Annotated in this window: 22 protein-coding genes; 5 read left to right on the forward strand and 17 right to left on the reverse strand. The window is 64.1% G+C overall.

Features of this window, described 5'->3' with window-relative positions:
• The first annotated feature begins 107 nt into the window (after positions 1 to 107).
• Complete coding sequence (locus R2N03_RS14390) at positions 108 to 512, forward strand: lysozyme (protein ID WP_009238717.1); 405 nt, start codon at positions 108 to 110, stop codon at positions 510 to 512.
• A gap of 81 nt (positions 513 to 593) precedes the next feature.
• Here the strand turns inward: R2N03_RS14390 and R2N03_RS14395 are convergent, their stop codons facing one another.
• From R2N03_RS14395 to mads1, 9 genes are all read right to left on the reverse strand, one after another.
• The gene (locus R2N03_RS14395; protein ID WP_024973314.1) at positions 594 to 1,748 is read right to left on the reverse strand and encodes a S1C family serine protease; all 1,155 of its coding nucleotides are present in this window, start codon (positions 1,746 to 1,748) and stop codon (positions 594 to 596) included.
• A 23-nt stretch (positions 1,749 to 1,771) separates the two neighbouring features.
• Positions 1,772 to 2,737 carry a zinc metalloprotease HtpX gene (locus tag R2N03_RS14400; protein ID WP_024973315.1) on the reverse strand — a complete coding sequence of 322 codons (966 nt, stop codon included), beginning with the start codon at positions 2,735 to 2,737 and terminating at the stop codon, positions 1,772 to 1,774.
• A gap of 7 nt (positions 2,738 to 2,744) precedes the next feature.
• Positions 2,745 to 3,215, reverse strand: a complete 471-nt coding sequence (locus tag R2N03_RS14405) for a phosphate-starvation-inducible PsiE family protein (RefSeq protein WP_024973316.1) — start codon at positions 3,213 to 3,215, stop codon at positions 2,745 to 2,747.
• 75 nt (positions 3,216 to 3,290) lie between these two features.
• The gene (gene trxC, locus R2N03_RS14410) at positions 3,291 to 3,731 is read right to left on the reverse strand and encodes a thioredoxin TrxC (RefSeq protein ID WP_024973317.1); all 441 of its coding nucleotides are present in this window, start codon (positions 3,729 to 3,731) and stop codon (positions 3,291 to 3,293) included.
• Positions 3,728 to 5,611 (reverse strand): ATP-dependent zinc metalloprotease FtsH, encoded by a 1,884-nt coding sequence (ftsH, locus tag R2N03_RS14415; protein WP_024973318.1) that lies wholly within the window; start codon positions 5,609 to 5,611, stop codon positions 3,728 to 3,730. Before ftsH ends, trxC begins: the two co-directional genes overlap by 4 nt.
• Before the next feature lie 27 nt (positions 5,612 to 5,638).
• Positions 5,639 to 7,069: a cardiolipin synthase gene (gene cls / locus R2N03_RS14420; protein ID WP_024973319.1), complete on the reverse strand. Its 1,431-nt coding sequence runs from the start codon at positions 7,067 to 7,069 to the stop codon at positions 5,639 to 5,641.
• Between the two features lie 17 nt (positions 7,070 to 7,086).
• On the reverse strand, positions 7,087 to 9,936 hold the full coding sequence (gene clpK / locus R2N03_RS14425) for a heat shock survival AAA family ATPase ClpK (RefSeq protein WP_024973320.1): 2,850 nt from the start codon (positions 9,934 to 9,936) through the stop codon (positions 7,087 to 7,089).
• Between the two features lie 93 nt (positions 9,937 to 10,029).
• Positions 10,030 to 10,599 carry an Hsp20/alpha crystallin family protein gene (locus R2N03_RS14430; protein ID WP_024973321.1) on the reverse strand — a complete coding sequence of 190 codons (570 nt, stop codon included), beginning with the start codon at positions 10,597 to 10,599 and terminating at the stop codon, positions 10,030 to 10,032.
• A gap of 32 nt (positions 10,600 to 10,631) precedes the next feature.
• Positions 10,632 to 10,913: a methylation-associated defense system helix-turn-helix domain-containing protein MAD1 gene (gene mads1, locus R2N03_RS14435; RefSeq protein ID WP_024973322.1), complete on the reverse strand. Its 282-nt coding sequence runs from the start codon at positions 10,911 to 10,913 to the stop codon at positions 10,632 to 10,634.
• A 742-nt stretch (positions 10,914 to 11,655) separates the two neighbouring features.
• On the opposite strand from mads1, the gene R2N03_RS14445 reads away from it, so the two are divergent.
• Entirely contained in the window at positions 11,656 to 12,288 is a 633-nt protein-coding gene (locus R2N03_RS14445) for a LysE family translocator (protein WP_316658265.1), read from the forward strand.
• An 83-nt stretch (positions 12,289 to 12,371) separates the two neighbouring features.
• Here R2N03_RS14445 and R2N03_RS14450 read toward each other — a convergent pair whose 3' ends face one another.
• The 6 genes from R2N03_RS14450 to R2N03_RS14475 all read right to left on the reverse strand — a co-directional run bounded on the left by R2N03_RS14450 (position 12,372) and on the right by R2N03_RS14475 (position 16,602).
• Positions 12,372 to 12,599, reverse strand: a complete 228-nt coding sequence (locus tag R2N03_RS14450; RefSeq protein ID WP_316658595.1) for a sulfurtransferase TusA family protein — start codon at positions 12,597 to 12,599, stop codon at positions 12,372 to 12,374.
• Positions 12,600 to 12,646: 47 nt separating this feature from the next.
• The gene (locus R2N03_RS14455; protein WP_316658266.1) at positions 12,647 to 13,228 is read right to left on the reverse strand and encodes an NUDIX domain-containing protein; all 582 of its coding nucleotides are present in this window, start codon (positions 13,226 to 13,228) and stop codon (positions 12,647 to 12,649) included.
• A gap of 14 nt (positions 13,229 to 13,242) precedes the next feature.
• Complete coding sequence (locus tag R2N03_RS14460; RefSeq protein ID WP_316658267.1) at positions 13,243 to 14,280, reverse strand: threonine aldolase family protein; 1,038 nt, start codon at positions 14,278 to 14,280, stop codon at positions 13,243 to 13,245.
• A 40-nt stretch (positions 14,281 to 14,320) separates the two neighbouring features.
• Positions 14,321 to 14,509, reverse strand: a complete 189-nt coding sequence (locus R2N03_RS14465) for a 4-oxalocrotonate tautomerase (RefSeq protein ID WP_316658268.1) — start codon at positions 14,507 to 14,509, stop codon at positions 14,321 to 14,323.
• 17 nt (positions 14,510 to 14,526) lie between these two features.
• Positions 14,527 to 15,312 (reverse strand): class II aldolase/adducin family protein, encoded by a 786-nt coding sequence (locus tag R2N03_RS14470; RefSeq protein ID WP_316658269.1) that lies wholly within the window; start codon positions 15,310 to 15,312, stop codon positions 14,527 to 14,529.
• A 75-nt stretch (positions 15,313 to 15,387) separates the two neighbouring features.
• Positions 15,388 to 16,602, reverse strand: coding sequence for a YbfB/YjiJ family MFS transporter (locus tag R2N03_RS14475; protein WP_316658270.1), 1,215 nt, complete (start codon positions 16,600 to 16,602; stop codon positions 15,388 to 15,390).
• Between the two features lie 101 nt (positions 16,603 to 16,703).
• Between R2N03_RS14475 and R2N03_RS14480 the strand changes: the two genes are divergently transcribed.
• The 3 genes from R2N03_RS14480 (at position 16,704) to R2N03_RS14490 (ending at position 19,843) form a co-directional block, all read left to right on the forward strand.
• Positions 16,704 to 17,615: a LysR family transcriptional regulator gene (locus R2N03_RS14480; RefSeq protein WP_316658271.1), complete on the forward strand. Its 912-nt coding sequence runs from the start codon at positions 16,704 to 16,706 to the stop codon at positions 17,613 to 17,615.
• Positions 17,616 to 17,681: 66 nt separating this feature from the next.
• Complete coding sequence (locus R2N03_RS14485; RefSeq protein WP_316658272.1) at positions 17,682 to 19,073, forward strand: NfeD family protein; 1,392 nt, start codon at positions 17,682 to 17,684, stop codon at positions 19,071 to 19,073.
• 11 nt (positions 19,074 to 19,084) lie between these two features.
• The gene (locus tag R2N03_RS14490) at positions 19,085 to 19,843 is read left to right on the forward strand and encodes a slipin family protein (protein WP_316658273.1); all 759 of its coding nucleotides are present in this window, start codon (positions 19,085 to 19,087) and stop codon (positions 19,841 to 19,843) included.
• 121 nt (positions 19,844 to 19,964) lie between these two features.
• On the opposite strand, the gene R2N03_RS14495 is transcribed toward R2N03_RS14490, so the two are convergent.
• Both R2N03_RS14495 and R2N03_RS14500 read right to left on the reverse strand, forming a co-directional pair.
• Positions 19,965 to 21,005 (reverse strand): purine-nucleoside phosphorylase, encoded by a 1,041-nt coding sequence (locus tag R2N03_RS14495; protein ID WP_316658274.1) that lies wholly within the window; start codon positions 21,003 to 21,005, stop codon positions 19,965 to 19,967.
• Complete coding sequence (locus R2N03_RS14500) at positions 21,002 to 22,117, reverse strand: purine-nucleoside phosphorylase (RefSeq protein ID WP_316658275.1); 1,116 nt, start codon at positions 22,115 to 22,117, stop codon at positions 21,002 to 21,004. The genes R2N03_RS14495 and R2N03_RS14500 overlap by 4 nt, the downstream gene beginning before the upstream one ends.
• Positions 22,118 to 22,227: the final 110 nt, after the last annotated feature.

Below are 22,227 nucleotides of genomic sequence, written 5' to 3' on the forward strand. Positions count from 1 at the left end.
ACTCTGCGACGGAAGCTGGGGCAATGAGGTATGGCGAGTGAATGCCGGGGTAGTGTGAAGTTGATCGGTTTGCGCTCCTCGCCGTCCAGGATTTCGCTTGTCGTAAGGTGAAGCGTGGAATCGAGATCACTGCCATTCCTTACATCTGCCCCGCAGGCTTCTGGACGATTGGTTACGGCCACTTCTGCGATCCGAAGCATCCGCCGATCACGGAGGCAGAAGCCGAGGCCTATCTGGCGCGAGATCTGCAGACGGCTCTGGCGGCGACGCTGCGCTACTGCCCTGTGCTGGCCACCGAGCCCGAGAGCCGGATCGCGACCATCGTGGACTTCACGTTCAACCTCGGGGCGGGGCGGCTGCAGACCTCGACGCTGCGACGGCGGATCAACCAACGAGACTGGAGTGCAGCCGCAACAGAGCTGCGTCGATGGGTCTATGGTGGCGGCAAAGTGCTGCCGGGACTCTTCGCGCGACGAGAGGCTGAAATTTCCTTACTGGACACCAAAGTGTAGGGCATCGAGTTTCTGCGGCGCGAATACTTCATGCATCCCATCGTTATTCTTTGCCGATCCCCAGAAGTCATCAACTCCAGATCAGGCGCCAGGTTGCAACTCCACGCGCACTTCCCGTGGCTTACCGGCCCGCTCGACTGACAAGACCACAACATCTCCTACCTTTTGGTCGTCAAGCCGTGCGAGCAGTTTGGCGACATCGTCGACGGGAGCGCCGTCTATGCCTGTGATACGGTCTCCCGGCACGATGCCTTCGGGGCCAACGGTGATACCGCTCAGCCCCGCCTTTTGCGCCGCTGAGCCAGGGGCGACACGGAGCACAAACACGCCTTGGGTACTGGTCAGTGCCTGCAATCGGCGGTTGAGCTGCTCGTCTACCTCGATCCCAAGCGCCGGACGGATGTATTTGCCGGTCTTGATAAGTTGTGGCACCACACGCATGACCGTGTCCACCGGTACGGCGAAGCCAATCCCAGCCGATGCACCGGAAGGGCTGTAGATCGCTGTGTTGATGCCGATCAGACGGCCGGCGGAATCGAGCAACGGCCCACCCGAGTTGCCGGGGTTGATAGCGGCATCGGTTTGAATCAGGTGTTCGATGGTCACTCCGCCAGATTCTCCGGGCAGCGATCGATCTAGCGCGGACACGATGCCGTTGGTGAGTGTCCAATCCAGGCCGAAGGGGTTGCCGATGGCGAACACCTTTTGTCCCACCTTGAGGTCTGCGCTGGTGCCGACCGGAACGGCGGGCGGGCGCTGGAAGCCGACGCCGATTTTGAGCACCGCGATATCGTGTGCCGGACTCACTCCGACCAGCGCGGCTTGGTAATCGCGGCCGTCGGCCAGTTTGACCGTGGCCTCCGACGCCCCCTGAATCACATGAAAGTTGGTAACGACATGACCGGCGTCATCCCAGATGAAACCCGAACCCGTCCCGCGCGGCACGGAAAAGACGTTGCGCGTCCAGACATCTCGTACCAGTTGGGACGTCGTGATGTAGACCACCGATGCCCGGGATTTCTCGAACAGTTCGATGGTGGCCTTTTCATCAGCGGCCAGGTCGCCACGCGGCGTTACGGTGCGCTCGGCAGCTTCGCGCGGGCTGAACCAGGCTTCGATGGCGGGCAGAAACTGCCACAAGAGCATGAGTGCGGCAACACACGCGGTGATGAAGAGCCACCGCCGGACGAAATGATCCGGAGCTGGGCGTTGTGGGTAAGGATCGTGGTAAGCCATGGCGGGGGTTCCTTTCGAGTGATTTAGCGCCAAAGGCCGCTCAGGCCCCGGCGTGGCGGGCGCATCGGGCCGAACGACCTTGGCGCGAGATATTCCGTTTGGAACGGCAGGGCCTGCGATGGCTGAGGCGCCAACGCCATCAGGCGCGCGATACGATCCTCTGTCGCCGGATGCGTGCGCAACCAGGACGGTTCGGGATTCCCCCAGCCGGGCAACAACCAGGCTCGCCACGAGCGGCTCACCCGCTCGATCTTCGCCAGCGCCGAGGCGAGCCCGTGCGGATCTCCCGTCAGCTCTACTGCCATCCGGTCGGCATCGAACTCTCGCACACGTGACAGACCCAACTGTGCGAGCAGTGCCAGTTGCGGCGAAGCGGCCAACAACAGTAAGCCAATCCAGTTAATTTCTGCTGCACCGACCAGCAAGGCTGGCATGCTGATCAGGAGCGCGACCTGACCCAACAACGCCAGCAGGTTCGTGAGCCGGCTGATCGAATCGGCCAAGCCCATGACACGAAGATCTTCTTGAGCGATGTGCGCGACTTCATGCGCCAGCACGGCTTGCAGTTCGCGCATACTCAGGCTGCGGAGCAGGCCATCGGTGAGGGCAATGGAGGCAAGGCGCCTGGAGCCGGTGGCAAAGGCATTGACGATGTCGCTGGGCACATAGTACGGAACCGGCGTGTTCGGCAATCCTGCGCGAGCTGCGAGCGCTCGCAGCAACGACCAGATTGCGGGGGCTTCATCAGGGCGCAAGGGACGGGCGCCATACAGACGCAAGGTCATCGCGGAGGCGGCGACAGGTTCGATCAGCAGGGTCAATGCGCATGTTGCCAGTGCCAGCCAAAGGCCAATCTCGCCGAACAGCAGACTGCCAGCGGCAGCTGCGATCCCCACCAGGGTCAAAACCAGCAGCGCGGTTTGAAAGCGATTGAGCCAGCGGTGCCTCGACCTGGCGTCGTGTCGGCCGACTAGACCATAGGGGGTCATGCCTCCATTACTCGCTCTTGCGGTCATCGCGTTCACGCATGAGCCAATAGGTCAGACCCAAGGCCAGTACCGTCCCCGCCAGCGCGGCCACTTTGGCAGGATCAACGTCGGGTTCGAGGATTATGAACTTGCGGGCCAGTGCCAGGATCGCGATCAGAATGACGGTCTTGACCTGGATGATGCTTTCCTTGCGCAGAGCCACTTTGACGATCGAATGCTTGAATTCCATGGCGATCAGCAGCGTCATGGTGGCACCGAACACCAGCTGGAAAACCTTATGATCCAGTGGATTCAGCGCATCCATGACGAGCAGTGTGAACACCAGCCGAATCAACTGAATCAGCGAAATCACAATTACCAACGCGATGACGCCCGAAAGCGTGATGGCAACGAACTGCTCGAAGCGCTCGTAACCCGTCATCAACCGCCACTGGGAGCGTATCTCGTCAAGGGCCGTGTGGCCAGATTCTTTATTCATAAGCGTTGCGCTCTCTCTTTCAATGAAACGTTAATGGAACGGAGAGTCCGAGAAGACGACTCGATCACACCTGAATCACCGGGGCAATTGCGAAGCCACCCAGCGCATAATGTCCTGCGCGCCCATGGCGCCCGCCTGACGTGCAACCTCATGTCCCCCTTGGAACAAAATCAGGGTTGGAATGCTGCGAATACCGAACTGGGCGGCCAGGTGAGGCTCGGCCTCGGTATTTACCTTGGCCAACCTCACCTTGGGTTCAAGCAGGGAGGCCGCCTGCTCGAACTGCGGCGCCATCATCTTGCACGGTCCGCACCACGGCGCCCAAAAGTCAACCAGCAGCGGCAGGTCACTGCGCTCCAGATGACGGGCGAAGGTCGCTGTGGTCAGATCAATGGGTTCTCCGGTGAACAGCGGGTGCTGGCACCGCCCGCAATTGGGCTTCTCTGCCAACTTGTTGGCTGGCACGCGATTGATGGATTGGCAGTGTGGGCAGACGATATGAATGCTGTCACTCATGAGGTGGCTCCTTGGGACACAGAGGAAGTAATGGCTCCAGCAGTTGGGCCGCCGTGACATGGGGATTCGAACTGTAGCCCTTGCGTCAGTTGCCGGATGCTGTATTCATCCAGCGTTTCCCGTGCGAGCAGTTCGCGCGCGCATCGCTCCAGCACATCTCGGTTAATTTCGAGAATTCGGTATGCACGATCAAACACACCCATCACAATGTCACGGATGGCTTGGTCGATGCGTGTCTGAGTCGATTCGGCTACTCGGCAGCCACCCTGTGCCAGTTCAGGCGCATCAAGAAAACGCGGCCTCTGTGCCTCAAAAGCAACGTACCCCAAACCCTCATCCATGCCGAAGCGCGTAATCATGTCGCGGGCGATGTCGGTGGCCCGCGCGAGATCGTCTGAAGCCCCTGTGGACAGCTCGCCAAACACGAGCTTCTCAGCCGCACGCCCTCCCAGGAGCACGGCGATCTTGTGCTCCAGGTCGGCACGTGTCATCAGAAATCGGTCTTCGGTGGGCCGCTGCAGGGTGTAGCCGAGTGCACCGATGCCACGCGGAACGATTGAAACCTTGTGTACTGGGTCGGTGCCTGGCAGCGCCAGCGCCACCAGCGCATGCCCCATCTCGTGATAGGCCACGGTTTCCCGCTCCTTGGGATTGAGCACTCGGTTCTTCTTCTCCAGGCCCGCCACGATGCGCTCGATGGCGGAGGTGAAATCCTGCAACTCCACGGCGGACGCTTTGCGCCGGGTCGCGGCCAGCGCGGCCTCGTTGACCAGGTTCGCGAGGTCTGCACCCGAAAAGCCCGTGGTCAGCGCAGCCACCTGTTCGAGATCGATATCCTGAGCCAGCGTCACCTTCTTGACGTGGACTTTCAGGATGTCCAGCCGTCCCTTCTTGTCGGGCCGGTCCACCAGCACCTGACGGTCGAAGCGACCGGCGCGCAGCAGCGCCTGGTCGAGGATTTCGGGGCGGTTGGTGGCGGCGAGGATGATCAGCCCGACCGAGCTGTCGAAGCCGTCCATCTCCGTGAGCAGCTGGTTGAGGGTCTGCTCGCGCTCGTCGTGGCCGCCGATGGGGCCGCCGACGCCGCGCGCGCGGCCCAGCGCATCGAGCTCGTCGATGAAGATGATGGCCGGCGCCTGCCCGCGGGCCTGCTCGAACAGGTCGCGCACGCGCGCTGCACCCACGCCGACGAACATCTCGACGAACTCCGAGCCTGAGATGGAAAAGAACGGTACCCCGGCCTCGCCCGCCACGGCCTTGGCCAGCAGGGTCTTGCCCGTGCCGGGCGGGCCAACCAGCAACACACCTTTCGGGATGCGCGCCCCGAGCCGTCCATACTCCTGCGGATTCTTGAGGAAATCGACGATCTCAACCAACTCCGCCTTGGCCTCATCGACACCCGCGACATCGGCAAAGGTGACGCCGGTGTTCTTCTCCATGAACACCTTGGCGCGGCTCTTGCCGATGCTCAGGAAGCCGCCCATGCCCTGCTTCTCGGCGAAGCGGCGGAACAGGAAGAACCAGACGCCGAAGAAGGCCACCGCCGGCAGAATCCAGGAGAGCACATCACGTAGCCAGGTGCTTTCCACCACCCGCGCGTAAGGCACGTCGTACTTGGACAGCCGCTCGGCCAGGTCGGGTTCGACGCGAGTGGCCACGATGGTGGTCTTGCCCCGGCTGTCCGGCGATTTCAGGCGCCCGGTGACCGTGCGGTCCGACACCAGCACTTCGGCGACGCGCCCCTCGGCCAGCGCCTTCTCGAATTCGCTGTAGGGCACGGGCTCGACGGTCTTGGCCGCCTGCCAGTAGTTCTGCAGCGTCAGCAGCAACAGGCCGGCGACGATCCAGTAGCCAATGTTCCATTGATCTTTCTTTTCCATGGGCAATGTTCCTCGCAAGTCGTGCCGCTAGAGAATGGGGGTGAACAGACGGGCCACCCCGTCGCGCAAGCGGATGGCCAGCGGGCGGGCGCGCAACGCCATGGCCGATATCTCGTTCGATGCATCACGGGCGGCATCAAAAAGGGATTCCAGCCGCGTAGACAGCGCGGTGTCGTACACCTCCACATTGAACTCGAAGTTGAGGCGCAGGCTGCGCGCATCCCAATTGGCCGAACCCAGGCAGCACCACTGGCCGTCTATCAGCATCAGCTTGCTGTGGTCGAACGGGCCAGGCCGTTCGAAGATGCGTACACCGTGCTCCAGCACCTGCCAGTAGTGGGCGCGCGCGGCCCATTGCACCGTGGGATGGTCGCCGTTTGCGGGCGTCAGCACCTCGACGCGCACGCCGCGCAACGCGGCCGTGCTCAGCGCCGCGATCATCGGCTGATCGGGCACGAAGTAAGGTGTCCAGATGCGCACCGAATGCTTCGCCGCGCTCAAAGCGCCCATGAAGGTCCAGCGCATCCTGTCCAGGGCCTCATCGGGACCGGCCTCGATGCCGCGCGCCCAAGAGGTTCCTTGCTCATCAGCCGTTGCGGGCGGTTCGCCCCAGAAACCCTTGCTGAGCCGCTCGCCCGTGGTATCGCACCAATCATCGGTGAAGCACCGCATCAGATGCGCAACCACCGGCCCGCGCAGACGAAAGTGCAAATCGTGACAGGCCTGCTCCGGCGCATCGGGCCGCCAATACGGGCTGCAGATGTTCATGCCACCGGTGAAACCTGTCTCGCCATCGATCACCAGCAGCTTGCGGTGATTGCGCAGATGCGCGGCATGCAGGCGCGCGGGAATCAACGTCGGGTTGAACGTCGCTGCCGGAACGCCGGCGCGTTGCAAGGCGCGGTAAGCGCTGCGGGGCCTCCAGCGGGCATAGACGTCGTCGATCAGCACCCGCACTTGCACGCCGCGCTCATGAGCCCGGCGCAGCGCATCGACGAACTGCGCCCCGATGCCTTGGCTGTCGAAGATGTACGAAGCCAGCGCGACGCTGTGCCGCGCCGACTCGATGGCAGCGAGCATGGCCGGGTAGGCCTGCTCGCCATCGACGAGCGGCTCGATGCGGTTGCCGCTGGTCAGCGACTGGCCGGTGGCACGTCCCACCAGGTGCGCCAGGCCGGCAAACGGCGCCGATACGGCCTGGGGCATCGTAGGCACGAGGTCCTGCCGAACAGCAGGATCTGCCCCCGGAAACAGCCGCCGCGCCCGCCGCTGGTAACGGTTGATGCCGAACAGCCCATACAGCAGCGAACCGGCAAGCGGCAACAAGGCGATCAGCAGTACCCACAGCGTGGCCGATCGCGGGTCACGCTTGTAGATGATCGCGTGCCCCGCTGTGGGGATAGCGACCGCCAGCGACACGAGGGTGGCTGCCCATGTCAGCCCGTTGGGGTCGGACACGACAGCCTCCCCATGACTCAAGATTCGCCGCCCGCTGACTTCTTCTTGCGCGCAGGCTTGCTCGGGTCGCTCGGCGGCGTCTCGGCCACGTTCGCGGCATCGGGCTTCTCAGGCTCGGCCGGCTTCGCGGGTGGCTCCTGGCGCTCGAAGACCACCCGTTCGGCCTTGTCGTCCCAGCGGGCGCTGGCGTGATCGGCCTTGCCGATACCGCCACCCAGCATCTCGCGCGCCAGAGCAGTTTCCAGCTCGCTGCGGATCAGCCGCTTGAGCTCACGCGCGCCGAACTCGGGCTTGTAGCCTTCCTCCGCGAAGTGATCGATCAAGGTCTGATCGAAGGCGAGCGTCACGCCCTGGCTGGCGGCGTTGCGGGCCACACGATCGAGCTGCAGGCCGACGATATGGCGGATCTCCTCCTTGCCCAGCGCATGGAAGACGATGATCTCGTCGATGCGGTTGAGGAACTCGGGGCGGAAGTGTCCGCGCAGCACGTCCATCACCTCGCCCTTGGTCTTCTCGTATTCCTCGCCGGCGGCGCCACGGGCCTTCAGCCGACGCTGGATGATGTCCGAGCCCAAGTTCGAGGTGGCGATGATGATGGTATTGGTGAAATCCACCACCCGGCCCTTGCCGTCGGTGAGCCGCCCGTCGTCGAACACCTGCAGCAGGATGTTGTAGACGTCGGGGTGAGCCTTCTCGATCTCGTCCAGCAGCAACACGCTGTAGGGTTTGCGCCGCACCTTCTCGGTGAGCTGGCCACCCTCGTCGTAGCCGACGTAACCCGGAGGCGCCCCCACCAGGCGTGCCACGGTATGGCGTTCCCCGTACTCGGACATGTCGATGCGCAGCAGCGCACCTTCATCGCCATAGATGGACTCGGCCAGCGCCTTGGCGAGCTCGGTCTTGCCCACGCCGGTCGGCCCGAGGAACAGAAAAGTCGCCACCGGCTTGCTGCCTTCGCGCAGGCCCGCGCGCGACAACCGCACGGCATCGGCCACCGCGCGCACTGCTTCGTCCTGGCCCACCAGGCGCTCGTGCAGCCGCTGCTCCAGATGCAGCAGCTTCTCGCGTTCTTCCACCGTCAGCTCGTTGACCGGAATGCCGGTCAGGCGCGAGACGATCTGCGCGACATGCTCGGCCTTGACTTCGGCGCTGCCCGAGGCGCGCTCGCGTTCCCATTCCTCGACGAGCTTCTTGAGTTCAGTCTCCTTGGCCTCGATGCGCTTGCCCAGCTCGGCGGCCTTGTCGTACTGCTTGCGCGAGGCCACATAGTCCTGCTCACGCCGCAGCTGGTGCAGTTCGGACTCCAGCTCTTGCACCGCCACCGGGCGGGCCGTGGCCGACAGCTTCACGCGTGCGGCCGCCTGGTCGAGCAGGTCGATGGCCTTGTCAGGCAAAAAGCGCGCGGTGATGTAGCGGTCCGACAACTCGGCGGCGGCGATGATCGCATCCTCGGTGATGCTGACCTTGTGGTGCGCCTCGAAGGTGTCGCGCAGGCCGCGCAGGATCATCATGGTCTGCGCTATCGTCGGCTCGGGCACCATCACCGGCTGGAAGCGACGCTCCAGCGCGGCGTCCTTCTCGATGTACTTCTGATACTCGTTGAGCGTGGTAGCGCCGATCAGGTTCAGTTCGCCGCGCGCCATCATCGGCTTGAACACGTTGGCCACGTCCAGCCCGCCTTCGCCGCCACCCTGGCCTGCACCGACGATGGTGTGCACCTCGTCGATGAAGAGAATCAGCTCGCCCTGGTGCTCGGTCACTTCCTTGAGCACCTTCTGCACGCGCTCCTCGAACTCGCCGCGGTACTTGGCGCCTGCCACCATGGCGTTGATGTTGAGTTCGACCAGACGCTTGTCGCGCAGCGTCTCGGGCACTTCGCCGGCGACCATGCGCTGCGCCAGCCCTTCGACGATGGCGGTCTTGCCGACGCCGGGCTCGCCGATCAGCACCGGGTTGTTCTTCTTGCGCCGGGCCAGCACTTCGATGGTCGTCTCGATCTCCTGCGCGCGGCCGATGACCGGATCGAGCTTGCCCTCGCGCGCCATCTTGGTGAGGTCGCGCGAATACTTGTCGAGTTCCGGCGTGTTGGTCGGCGTCTCGGCGCGGCCATCCTCGGCCCCTTTGCCGACCACCTTGCTTACCTGCTGGCGCAGCGCTTGCGGCGTGAGGCCGTAACGGCGCAGCAGGTTGGCCGCCAAACCTTCGCCTTCCTCGGCGAGCCCGATCAGGAAATGCTCCGGCCCGACATAAGAGTGGCCGAGTTCGTTGGAGGCCACGAAAGCACGGCTGAGCGCGTCCTTGACCCGGGGCGACACGCCGATCTCGCCCTCGAACGGCTTATCGCCGCGCTTGGCTTCGGATTCGATCTGGCGCTTGAGGTCATCGACCTTGATCTTGAACTGCCCCAGGATGGTCTTGACCACGTCGCTGTCGGATAGCGCCAGCAGCAGGTGTTCGGTATCGACTTCGGCGCGCCCGAACTCTGCAGCGTGTCGGGCGGCCTCCTGCAATAGGGCCTCGGACTGTTCGCTGATACGGCTGGCGAGCCCACTGCCGCGACGGCGCGCGGTGCCCGTACCGGCCGGGGCGGGTTCGCCGAACGAGGCATCGACGACCTCGTCGGTATCGGCCGCCATGGACGGTGCGTCGTCACCGATGCGGAAGAAGTCGCTGCCAAGGAAGTCTTCGAACAGCCCGCTGCGCGAGCCGAACAAGGCTTCCAGCGGTGAGACGGTGCGCTTTTGCTGGCGCACCAGTTGGCGATAGTGATCGTCACACAACAGCATGGTGCTGTGGCGACCATTGAGATTGGCTTCCACCCGCACCGTGGCGGGCTGGCCGCAGACTTGGCATTGTTTTCTGGCCATGCTGATGCTCCTGTAAAGATTGATCTGACGAGGCACCGCCGATCACGGTGCCTCATCTCTTTGTGGTTTTTGAGAAAAACGCGCTGCCCCGCGTCAGCCGTTGATCGGGATCGAGCGCCCCTGCTTGGGCGTACTGGCCTCGCGCTTTTCCATCGTGATCGTGAGCACGCCGTTCTTGAAAGCGGCCTTGATCGTGTCCTGGTTGGCATCGGCCGGCAGGTTCAGAGCGCGCTGAAAGCTGCCGTAGGAGCGCTCCACCCGGTGGAAACCGCCGTCTTTCGTTTCCTGCTCCTGACGCTTTTCACCGCGCACCAGCAGCACGTCGTTGTCGAGCGTGATCTGGATGTCTTTTTCCTCGACGCCGGGTACTTCCAGGGCGATCTTGTACTGCTTGTCGGTCTCCTGGATGTCCAGCGCCGGCTTCAGCATGCCCGGCCAGTCCGACGGCCAGCGTGGCATGGCCAGCGTCGGGAAACCGAAGCCTCGAAACGCGTCGTCGAACAGGCGGTCGATCTCGCGATGCAATTGCAGGATGGGACTGACGGGCCCACCCGCCACCGGCAGGTCATTGCGCTGCACCGGCAGCGAGGCAGTGCTCTGTTGTTCTTCCTGCTCCTTCTTGAACCAGTTCCAGGGAGCCAATTTCTTGAAATCAATGTCCATGTCACACCTCCAGAAATCAATTGAAGACTCACTCAATCCGTTTGCCTGCGGCTATGGATAGCGCGCCCAGGCAACACGGGATGTTTCGCTGACTTCGGCTGCTCATCTGTGCGTATCACCTCCTTCTTTCTGCCTGCTTGGATCTGATCATTGATCCATTGATCGATTTCACTTTGACGAAACCGCCACGTCCCGCCGACCTTGAAGGCCGGAATTTCCCCGTGCGCGGCGAGCCGGTAAAGCGTCCGCTTGCCGACCTTTAAGTAGGTAGCCAACTCGTCGAGTGTGAAGATCGCCTGCTGGCGCGCTGTCATACCACCCCCACAAGTTCCGTCGTCACGCGGCCTCGCTCGAGGAAATTCTTGCAAGACTTTGCAAGATATTGCGCCTAACATGCCGAAAGTCAAGAGTCAACATCCAGCGACCTGCTGGGCGATTGATGTGACTCAAATCTTCAAGGACGGTATGCCAGGGCGGGCCGGTCCGGCGCAGGGGACGGTGGGTTGATCGGGACCTTGCGGGCGCCGCCCACGGCCGCAGATCAAACACCGATCCTCACGTTGTAACCGAGCGCCCGCAGCCCCTTGCTCGTCCGCATGTTCCTTGGTGGAAACTCGTCTGGGCGCGCCCAGCCGACGATTTCCCCGAGACTGCTCAGGCCAATGTGCGGAATGGCCCAGTCGTCGCTGCGGATCGCGCTACCCAAGAAGCCCAGTGGCAGCGCAGGACGATTTTGGCCAAATCATCGAATCCACGTCCTCAAGGCCAAGGCGTTACTATTTAGTTCGGATTACGGACGCGGGTTCGGTTCCGTGTTCCACCACCAGCATTACGCACTGAAAAACCGCGACGCTTTCGCCGTCGCGGTTTTTTTTGCCCTGCAGATCCGAACGCGAACCCCCTGCGCCGCGGTCAATGCATCCTGCCACGCGGATCGATAATGCCCCGGCAGCAGACCGATACAGAACCCGCCAGATTTCTCGATTTCTGTACCTGTCTGACGGTATCCAGCGGGTGCTAGGCTGCAAGCCTCTCTTGCCAACAGCCAGCACCGCCATGCCCACACTCGCCAACCTGCTTACCTTTGCGCTAGTCGCGCTTGGCATGGTGCTCACGCCAGGCCCGAACATGATCTATCTGATCTCGCGTTCGATCTGCCAGGGCCGGACTGCTGGGCTGATCTCGCTCGCAGGCATCGCCACGGGGTTCGTGTTCTACATGCTGTGTGCGGCGTTCGGCATCACGGCCCTGCTGATGGCTGTGCCCTTCGCCTACGATACCTTGCGCTTTGGCGGCGCGATCTATCTGCTGTATCTCGCCTGGCAAGCGGTGCGACCGGGTGGCCGTGCCCCGTTCCAAGTGCGGGAGCTGCCGGTCGACAGCCCGCGCAAGCTGTATTCGATGGGGTTGTTGACCAGCATGCTCAATCCGAAGGTGGCAGTGCTGTACCTGTCGCTCTTGCCGCAGTTCATCGAGCCCTCGCACGGCAGCGTGCTGGTGCAGTCGGTGTGCCTGGGCATCACGCAGATCTGCGTCAGCGTCACCGTCAACTCGATGATTGCGTCGACGGCGGGAAGCATCGCCCTATTCCTCTCGCGCAAGCCGGCATGGCTGTCGATGCAACGCTATCTGATGGGTTCCGTGCTGACCGGTCTTGCCCTGCGCATGGCAATGGAAGCCCGCAAGTAAGCCGCCAGACGATCATCAAAACGCTGCGGGGGGGTCGGGGCGGATGCCGGGATCCCCCCGCAGTCCGTTCTTTGCTCGACCTTTTAGCGGCGGCGCATGTAGAACGTGAACACCTTGTCGTCCTCGCTGTGCTCCAGCAGCTCGTTGCCGGTTTGCTTGGCAAAGGCCTGGAAATCGCGCGTGGCGCCCGGGTCGGTGGCGACGATCTTGAGCACCTCGCCAGTTTGCATATCGGCGAGCGCCTTCTTGGTGCGCAGGATAGGCAGCGGGCAGTTCAGGCCGCGTGCGTCGATTTCCTTCTGAAACTCCATGTCTTCCTCTGAGGTGCGGGCGAGCGGCGCGATGCTGCTCGCGTGGTTCATTCCGGTATTGTAACGAGCCGCATGGGCTGCCACTGGCGCGGCGGCGGCTCGGCAGGTTCGCCGGTGCGGATGTCGATATAGCTGACGGGCAGGCCACGCGCCGTCAGGAAATCAGCGACGGCATAGCCGGTGCCGGCCGTCCACGGACGGACCTTCTCGAACGGTTTCAGGCGGTATTCAACCAACTCTTCCGACAGCGCGATCTCACCATCGGCCACCACGTGGTACGCGATGATCAGTTCATTCTTGCGGATGAATTCGTACACCCCGATCAGCGAGATCGACTGCGCGTCTAGGTTCGTCTCTTCCTTCAGCTCGCGGGCAATGCCCTCTTCCGGCGTCTCATCACGCTCCAGAAAACCGGTGACGAGGGCAAACATGCCCTCCGGCCATAACGCGTTGCGCGCGAGGAACATCTGCCCGCGATACTCAACCACTGCTGCCAGGACCGGCAGCGGATTATTCCAGTGGACGAAGCCGCAGTCCGGCACCGGACACGCGATGCGCAGGCGTCCGGCGTTGTGCTGCTCGACGAGCGGCGTGGCGCATTGGGGGCAGAAGCGGTAGTCGAAGCTCATGGCAGAGAGATGCGTCAGACAGCTTGCTCACAGGCCGCGCGGATATCGGCAGCGAAGGCTTCCACCGTTTCGGGGTGCACGTCCCACGAGCACATCAGGCGGCAGCCGCCGGCGCCGATGAACGTGTAGAAGCGCCAGCCGCGTGTGCGCAGCGCCTCGATGGCAGGCACGGGCAACTCGGCGAACACGGCGTTCGATTGCGTCGGGAACATGATGCGCACGCCCGGCACATCGGCAATGCGCGCGTGCAGCAGCTGCGCCATCGCATTGGCGTGGCGCGCGTTGCGCAGCCACACGTCGTTTTCAAGCAAACCCAGCCACGGCGCCGAGATGAAGCGCATCTTCGACGCCAGTTGCCCTGCCTGCTTGACGCGATAGGCGAAGTCTTCGGCCAGGCGGCGATCGAAGAAGACCACGGCCTCGCCGACGGGCAGGCCGTTTTTCGTGCCGCCGAAGCACAACACATCGACGCCGGCTCGCCACGTGATCTCGGACGGATGGACACCCAGCGACGCCACAGCATTGGCAAAACGCGCGCCGTCCATGTGCACGCGCAACTGGCGACGCTTGGCGATCGCAGCAATCGCACGCACCTCCTCCACCGTGTACACCGTACCCACTTCGGTCGACTGGGTGAGCGAGACGACCTTCGGCTTCGGATAGTGGATATCGGAGCGCCGCGTGACGAGGGCCTCGACCGCGTCGGGCGTGAGCTTGCCGTTCTCGCCCTTGGCGGTCAGCAGCTTGGAGCCGTTGGAGAAGAACTCCGGACCGCCGCATTCATCCGTCTCGATGTGCGCCAGCTCGTGGCAGATCACGGAGTGATACGACTGGCACAGCGACGACAGCGCCAGCGAATTGGCCGCTGTACCGTTGAAGACGAAGAAGACTTCGCAATCCGTCTCGAACAGATCGCGGATGCGGTCGCACACGCGCTGCGTCCAGGAGTCGTCGCCATAAGCCGGCTCGTGGCCGCTGCCATTGGCTTCCAGGAAGTACTTCAGCGACTCCGGGCAAAAGCCCGCGTAATTGTCTGAGGCGAAATGCTGCATGGGCTGCATGGCGGGCCGGCGAGGAAGCGTGGACGACGTGTTACTTCTGTTCCGACCACAGCACGCCACCGGTCGCCCAGTTCTCGCGCTTGATGTCGGTGAGGATGATGTCGACGGCGCCCGGCGCACAGCCCAGCGTTTCGCAGGTGACGCGCGTCACTTCCTCGACAAGCTTCTTCTTCTGCTCGACGCTGCGCCCCTCGAACATCTCGATATGGAAAGTCGGCATGGTGTCTCCGGGTTCGGTCAGTCTCGGTAGGAGGCGTCAATTCTATCGAGTTTGCGCAGCAGGGCAGGCCACTCCATTACGCCTTCAATGGCGCCGCCGTCTTCCAGTTGCGCCGCGGCGCGATCGGCCACCTCCGGCGCGGGCGAGATGACTTCCCCGCCGGTCAGTGCCTGGATCTGGATCTCGCATGCCTTGATGAGCGTGGCCATCAACACGTGTGCCTCGGCCACGGTGCGCCCGATCGTGAGCGTGCCGTGGTTGCGCAGGAGCATGGCGACATGGCTGCCAAGCGATGCGGTCAGGCGCGCACCCTCGTGCGGTGTGAATGCGAGCCCCTCGTAATCGTGATAAGCAATGCGGCGATGAAAGCGCAACGCATGCTGCGACAGCGGCAGCAGCCCATGCGCCTGAGCCGACACCGCAATGCCTGCCGTGTTGTGCAGATGGATCACGCACTGCGCATCGGGCCGGGCGGCATGGACGGCAGCATGCAATGCAAATCCGGTCACGTTGACGGTGGGGCGCGTCGCGGTATCGCGCCAATCGCCAACCAGCTCGCCAGCGCGATTGATCTTGACGAGGTTGGACGCGGTGATTTCGTCGAACGCAAGGCCGAACGCATTGATGAGAAAGTGCTCCGGCTCGCCCGGAACCGATGCCGACAAATGCGTATAAATCAGGTCATCCCAGCCGTTAAGGGCGGCGAGCCGATATGCGGCGGCCAGGTCGACACGCACCGCGCGCTCGGCCTCACCGATCTCGCCGCCGGGCACGACGGCACCTGGGCGCAAAGCAAAAGACATGGGGCTCCTCCAATGGAGGAGGCATTCTAGAACGTGTACGCCGATTGCGTGACTCGGTGGCGCACATGACGCGGATCACGCACGCACGGGAGATGCGCGCCTGACCGCAAGGTACGTTGCCACCCCCACCACCAGCGACGCGGCCGCCACCACCAATGACGCACTGAAGCCGCCTGTCGCGGCAAAGAGCCGGTTTGCCAGCGGGGGCCCCGCAATCTGCCCAATGCCATACGCGGCCGTCATCAGGCCCATCAGGCGTGGCACGGCATGGGGCCACAGCCGGCGCGCCTCGCGCATCGCAAACAGCGTGATCGCCGTGAATGGCAGCCCGAGCAGCAGACTCGACAACGCCAGTCCAACGACCGTCGGCCAGACGATGCTGATGGTCACGGCAACAGCCTGCATGGCATACGCCGCAGCCAGCAGCGCGCGGTTGTCGCGCGCCAGGCTGATCCGCGTGGAAAGGAATGCGCCGAGCGCCACGCCCACCCCAAACATCGGCCAGAACAGATCGGGCCAGACCGACCCCGCCGGCAGCACCTTGCGCGCGATCACCGGCAAGAACGTCGCCGTGATGATGTAACCAAAGCCGGCGAGCCCGTAAGCCAGCGTGATGGCAACGGTCGGTGCATCCAGCCCGGGTGCCGCGCCCGCGCGTGCCGGTGCCGGGGCGCTGCGGGACTGGGCTTCGGGTCGAATGGTCCCCCACACAGCAGCGGAGAGCACCGCCGACAGCACGCCAAACGCCATCCAGGCCCACGTCGCATGCCAGCCAAGCGCCACCATGCCGCTGGCCGCCAGTCCAGGGAGGGCGATGCCCAGTCCGGGCCCGCAGAAGATGATGCCGCCCAGCGCTGCATGGCCCAACTCGGTCAGCCTGTGCAGACACCAGCCCGCCGTAAAGACGAACACCAGGGCGCTCGCCATGCCCGCGGCGAAGCGCAGCACGAGCCACGCTGGCTGGCCGTGCAACACGCCCATCCCTGCTGTCAGGAGCACGGTTGCGACCAGGCCCATGCGGATCAGCCTTGCGGCATCGCCGCGCAGCGTCATGCAGACCAACGCCCCGACGAAGTAACCGAAGTAGTTGCCGGTGGCGAGCCAACTACCCTGTGACAGCGTCAGGCTGCCGTCGTGCAGCATCATCGGCAGAATCGGCGTGAACGCGAAGCGCCCAATGCCCATCGCAACGGATAGCGCCACCATGCCGGCAATCGCCACTCGCCAGGCCGAGGTGCGTGCAACCCGCGAGGCGGACAATGCAGACGAGGGCGACAGGGTGTGCTCCATGCGAGGGCTCAGAAGGGGATTCAGGACTTCATGGTACGCACGGCCGCCCATCCTGAAAAATGAATTATATTGAACGAATCCATTAGCTTTCGAGATACATCATGGATTTGGCCTCGCTCGAGATTTTCCGGACGGTGGTGCGAGAAGGCGGCATCACGCGGGCGGCGCAGCAATTGAACCGCGTGCAGTCGAATGTGACGACACGCATCCGTCAGCTCGAAACCTCGCTCGGCGTGCAACTGTTCGTGCGCGAAAGCAAGCGCATGGTACTCACGCCCGCAGGCCAGACCTTGCTGACCTACGCCGACGACATCCTGCGCCTGGCCGCCGAAGCCCGTCAGGCCGTGCAGCCGAGCGAACCGCACGGACGCCTGCGCATCGCCTCGATGGAAAGCACGGCGGCAAGCCGCCTGCCGGCACTGCTGGCCACGCTGCATCAGCGCTGGCCGCGTGTGCAACTGGAGCTGGTCACGATGACGACGCGCCAGTCGATCCAGGCGTTGTCGAATTTTGAGGTGGACTGCGCCTTCATCGCCGAAACCGCGTGCCAGCCCGGTATGCGTCCCGCGCTCACCACCCTGCCCGCCTTTGCCGAAGAACTGGTGCTCATCGCGCACCGTGCGCATCCGCCCATCCGGCGCGCGACCGACGTACAGACGCCCGCGCTCCTGGGCTTCGAAGTCGGCTGCGCCTATCGGCAGCTCATCGACGACTGGTTCGCGGCCGATGGCGTGGTACCGACGCGCGTGCTGGAGCTGGGCTCGTACCACGCGATCATCGCGTGCGCGGCAGCAGGCATTGGCGTGGCGCTGGTCCCGCGCTCCGTGCTGGAGCTCTATTCGAACGCGCCGGAAATCAGCATCCACGCGCTGGACACACCCGGTCGTGTGGATACGCTTCTCGCCTGGCACCGCGACATGGCAGGTCCAGCCCTCCAGGGGCTGGTACAAGTGTTGCAGGATCCGCTTGCCGAGCCGACAAGCATTCCCACCGATGTGGCCATCGCTGCCTAAACTGGAGGCATGGACCCCGCCGCCGGTCCGCTCCAACCAGGCGACGAGTGACGAACGGAGGCGCGTATGCGACCGTCGTTGCAGCTTCGGCGTTACATCAGGTGGCTGATCGCCGGGATCGGGACGGCCTTGAGCAGTCTGGCGCTGGCGACCGCGCCAGTCATGGTGCTCCCGCTCACGGGGGCCATCGGCCCAGCCAGTGCGGCCTATGTGGTTCATGGGTTGCAGCAGGCGCGTGCGCAAGGCATGCAGCTTGTAGTGCTGGAAATGGATACCCCCGGCGGGCTTGATGCCTCCATGCGGCAGATCATCCAGGCCATCCTCGCCTCGCCGGTGCCGGTGGCGGGCTATGTGGCGCCGGGCGGCGCGCGGGCGGCAAGCGCCGGCACCTACATTCTTTACGCATGCCACATTGCCGCGATGGCCCCAGCGACCAACCTTGGGGCGGCATCGCCCGTGGCAATCGGCCTCGGCGGGCATGCGCCGTCGCCGGGCAACGCGGCCCAGCCGGCCAGCGCCCCCGCGGCCTCCAGCCAAGACGACACCCTCGCCCGCAAGCAGATGCACGACGCCGCCGCGTACATTCGCGGCCTGGCACAACTGCGCGGCCGCAATGCGGACTGGGGCGAGCGTGCCGTGCGCGAGGCGGTGAGCCTGGACGCACCCGAGGCCGCCAGCCAGCACGTGATCGACCTGATCGCCAGCGACATCCCTGACCTGCTCAAACAGGTGGATGGTCGCGCCGTGCGGACCTCGAGCGGCCTTGTCACGCTGCACTCCGCTGGCGCACAGACGATGACCGTCGAACCTGACTGGCGCAATCACTTCCTCGGCGTCATCACCGACCCGAGCCTGGCGTTGTTGTTGCTCACGGTGGGCGTGTATGCGCTGATCTTTGAATTTTCGACGCCGGGCATGGTCGTGCCGGGCATCCTGGGCGCGATGTGCATTCTGGTCGCCCTGTATGGGCTGCAGATGCTGCCGATCAACTACGCGGGGTTGGCGCTGATCGCGCTCGGACTCGGCTGCATGGTGGCGGAGGCCTTCCTGCCCACCTTCGGGGCGCTGGGCGTGGGCGGCATCGTTGCGTTCGTGCTGGGGGCGGTCATGTTGATCGACACCCAGACGCCGGGCTTTGGCGTGCCGCTTCCGCTCATCATCGGACTGGCCTTCGTGAGCCTGACGGTGGTTCTCGCACTCTCGAGCCTGGCGATGCGTGCGCGACGGCGCCCGGTCGTGACCGGCGGCGATACGCTCATCGGCATGACGGGTGAAGTGGTGGACGTCGACACCCCGGATGCCGATGCCGACAGTGACGGCTGGGCGCGCATCCGCGGCGAGCGCTGGCGCGTGCGCTGCGAGGGCGGCATTGCCCGTGGCGAACTCGTGCGCGTCATCGCCCGCCATGGATTGACGTTGCTCGTTGAACCGGTGGCACCCGTCGCCGCGCCCTCCTGAGGAGAAGACACATGGTCTACGGATTCTTCAGCGCAGGCGGCCTGATCTTCCTGGCCGTGCTGCTCGTCATCTCATCGTTCCGCGTGCTGCGCGAATATGAACGCGGCGTGGTGTTCCTGCTCGGTCGCTTCTGGCGCGTGAAGGGACCCGGGCTGGTGCTGATCGTGCCGGCCATCCAGCAGATGGTGCGCGTGGACTTGCGCACGGTGGTGATGGACGTGCCGCCGCAAGATGTGATCTCGCACGACAACGTGTCGGTCAAGGTCAACGCGGTGGTGTATTTCCGTGTGGTCGACCCCGAGCGCGCCATCATCCAGGTGGCCAACTATCTGGAAGCGACAAGCCAGCTCGCGCAGACGACACTGCGCGCCATCCTGGGCAAGCACGAGCTGGACGAGATGCTGGCCGAGCGCGAAAAGCTCAATCTCGATATCCAGAAGGTCCTCGACATCCAGACCGACCCGTGGGGCATCAAGATCGCCAACGTGGAGATCAAGCACGTCGACCTGAACGAATCGATGATCCGCGCCATCGCCCGCCAGGCCGAGGCCGAACGCGAACGCCGCGCCAAGGTCATCCACGCGGAAGGCGAGCTGCAGGCATCGGAAAAGCTGCTCGAAGCCGCGCGCATGCTGGCCCAGCAGCCCGAGGCAATCCAGTTGCGCTACCTGCAGACGCTCACGCAGATCGCCGGCGACAAAAGCTCGACGATTGTCTTTCCGCTGCCGATGGAAGTGCTGGGCGCAGCGAAGAAAGCGGCGGGCGGCTGACACGCATCACAGGTCAATCTTCATGCCGAGCTTGAATAGCCGCGGTGGTTGGCATCGCGATACCGCTCGTCGGCGACTGCCGCGCGCCACCCGCCGCGTTGAAGCGGATGCCGCATCACGGTTAATTCGCCGGCACCCCCTGTTTCCACTGGGGCCAGTGCTGCACGATCTCGTCCAGCAACGGCTTGGCCGCGTTGACGAGGTTGTGCGTGGCCGGCACGAAGCCGCCCTGCTGCGCGTAGTTGATGAGCCCGTCAGAAGCGCTTTGGCCGTCGTACGGACGGTCGAAGTCGGACCCGGCGCGCAGCAGTGCCACGCGGCTGAAGTCGACCTTGCCGGCACGGGCGCCGCGCGTCAGCACTTCCAGCGTGGCGTTGTCTTCCTGCGCTGTCGTGCAGTAGGTGCCCTTGTTGTCGGTCATCGTCTTCACCCAGTCACGCGCCCGCTGGCCCAGGTTGCGGCCGGCCCACCATGTGTCAGCGGAAGCCACGTCGCACTGGATGACGGCGGGCGGCTGATTGGCGGGCGCATAGGCGTAGTTCTTGCGGAAGGCGATGGCCTCGGGGCTGTCTTCCAGCGTCGCCGATTTCGACAACGTGTACGCCTTCTGCAGCAGCGTCTCGTTGAGCTGGAACACCTCGGTGCGGTAGTCCATCGGCGGCTTCTCGCCGGGGCCCTTGGTGCCGATGCCGAAGTCGCCGTACGGCCAGCCTGCCGGCATCTCGCGCGCATCGATCTCATGCGAGAGGCCGTAATCGACCGCATACCGCGCCCACGCCGCCGAGCCCACCGTCCCCTGCCCCGGGTCGATGCCCGCAATGCCGGCAATCACAAAATAGGTGTGCGAAAGGTCCAGCTTGCTGCGATAGAGCAGCGCGGAAATCGTCGACGCGGCATTCGCATAGCCCATGCCGGTGGTGACCTGGCAGATGCCGTCGTAGTTGCACAGCATGTTCGGCGCGTCGGGCGACAGGCCGGAGATGTAGACCTTCTCCTTCAGGTCGTAGCGGTCGATGAAGGGTTGGGCCTCGCCCTGGAACATGTTGATGACGATGACTTTCACCCCGTCATACGCGCAACTATTCAAGGTCAACGCTGCCAAGCCCACGGCGCACAGCTTGGCGACGGATCGCATGGGTGTCTTGACTCGGGAATCGATCATGGCGAGGGCACTCCGTGTTTCCACACGCTCCAGCGCGTGACGATCTCGTTGACCAGCGGACCGCCCGCCAGATAGAGGTTGTTGAGCGACGGCACGAACCCGCCCGAGTTGCTGTTGACCAGCGAGTCATACGGCGTCTGCCCCGGATACGGCCGATCGAAGTTGGACGCGGTACGCAGCACGGCCACGCGTTGCAGATCGAGCATGCCCGCCTTCGCACCGCGCGTGAGCGCCTCGAAGGTGGCGTTGTCTTCCTGCTGCGTGGTGCAGTAGGTGCCCTGCCCGTCCGTCAGCAGCTTGACCCACGCGGCTTCACGCTCGCCGAGCTTGGCGCCGTGCCAGTACGTGTTGCCGGCAGCGGTGTCGCATTGCACGACGGCGGGCGGCTGGTTGGCCGGTGCGCTCGGGTAGTTGGCGCGATAGGCCCGCGCGGTGGCGTTGTCGTCCAGCACCGTGCCCTTGGACAGGGCCAGCGCCTTCTGCAGCAGCGCCTCGTTCACGCGAAACACTTCGGTCTTGTAATCCAGCGGCGGCTTCTGCCCGGGGCCCTGCGTGTTGATGCCGATGAAGCCGTTGGGCCAGCTGGCAGGCACCTCGCGCGCATCAATCTCCCATGCGATGTCGCTGTCGACCAAGAAGCGCGCCCACGCGGCGCTGCCGAGCGTGCCCTGCGACGGATCAATCCCCGCAATGCCCGCTACGAGGAAATACGTGCGCTGCAGATCGAACTTGCCGCTGTAGATCAGCGCCGATACCGACGATGCGGCATTCGCCTTGCCCATGCCCGTGGTGAGCTGGCAAACGTCGCTGGCGTTGCAATGCACGTTCGGATAATCGATGGAGAGGCCCGGCACCGGTACGTCCTGCGTGAGGCCGAGCTTGTCGATCCACGGCTGCGCCTCGGGCGCGAACATGCTGATGATCAGCACCTTGACCTTGCGCGCGTGCGACTCGGGCGCAAGTTGCGCAACCGGTTGTGTCGATGCACCGACGCCGGCCGCCAGCAAGGCGCCAACCGCGACGGCGCGCGCCAATCGTTTGCCTTTGCGCCCGAGCAGCCGATGCGGCGGCTGCGGTGGCGGGGCGTCGACCTTGTCAGATAGGACGCTCATGGTTCTCCTTGGATTTGGGGATAGGAATGGGATCAACCCGCGCTGTGGGGAACAGCGCGCGCAACCGATGCAAGTTGCCTGCCAAGCGGCACACAATCCCTACACAATCG

The sequence above is a fragment of the Ralstonia condita genome (assembly GCF_958405655.1).
Classification (GTDB): Bacteria; Pseudomonadota; Gammaproteobacteria; order Burkholderiales; family Burkholderiaceae; genus Ralstonia; species Ralstonia condita.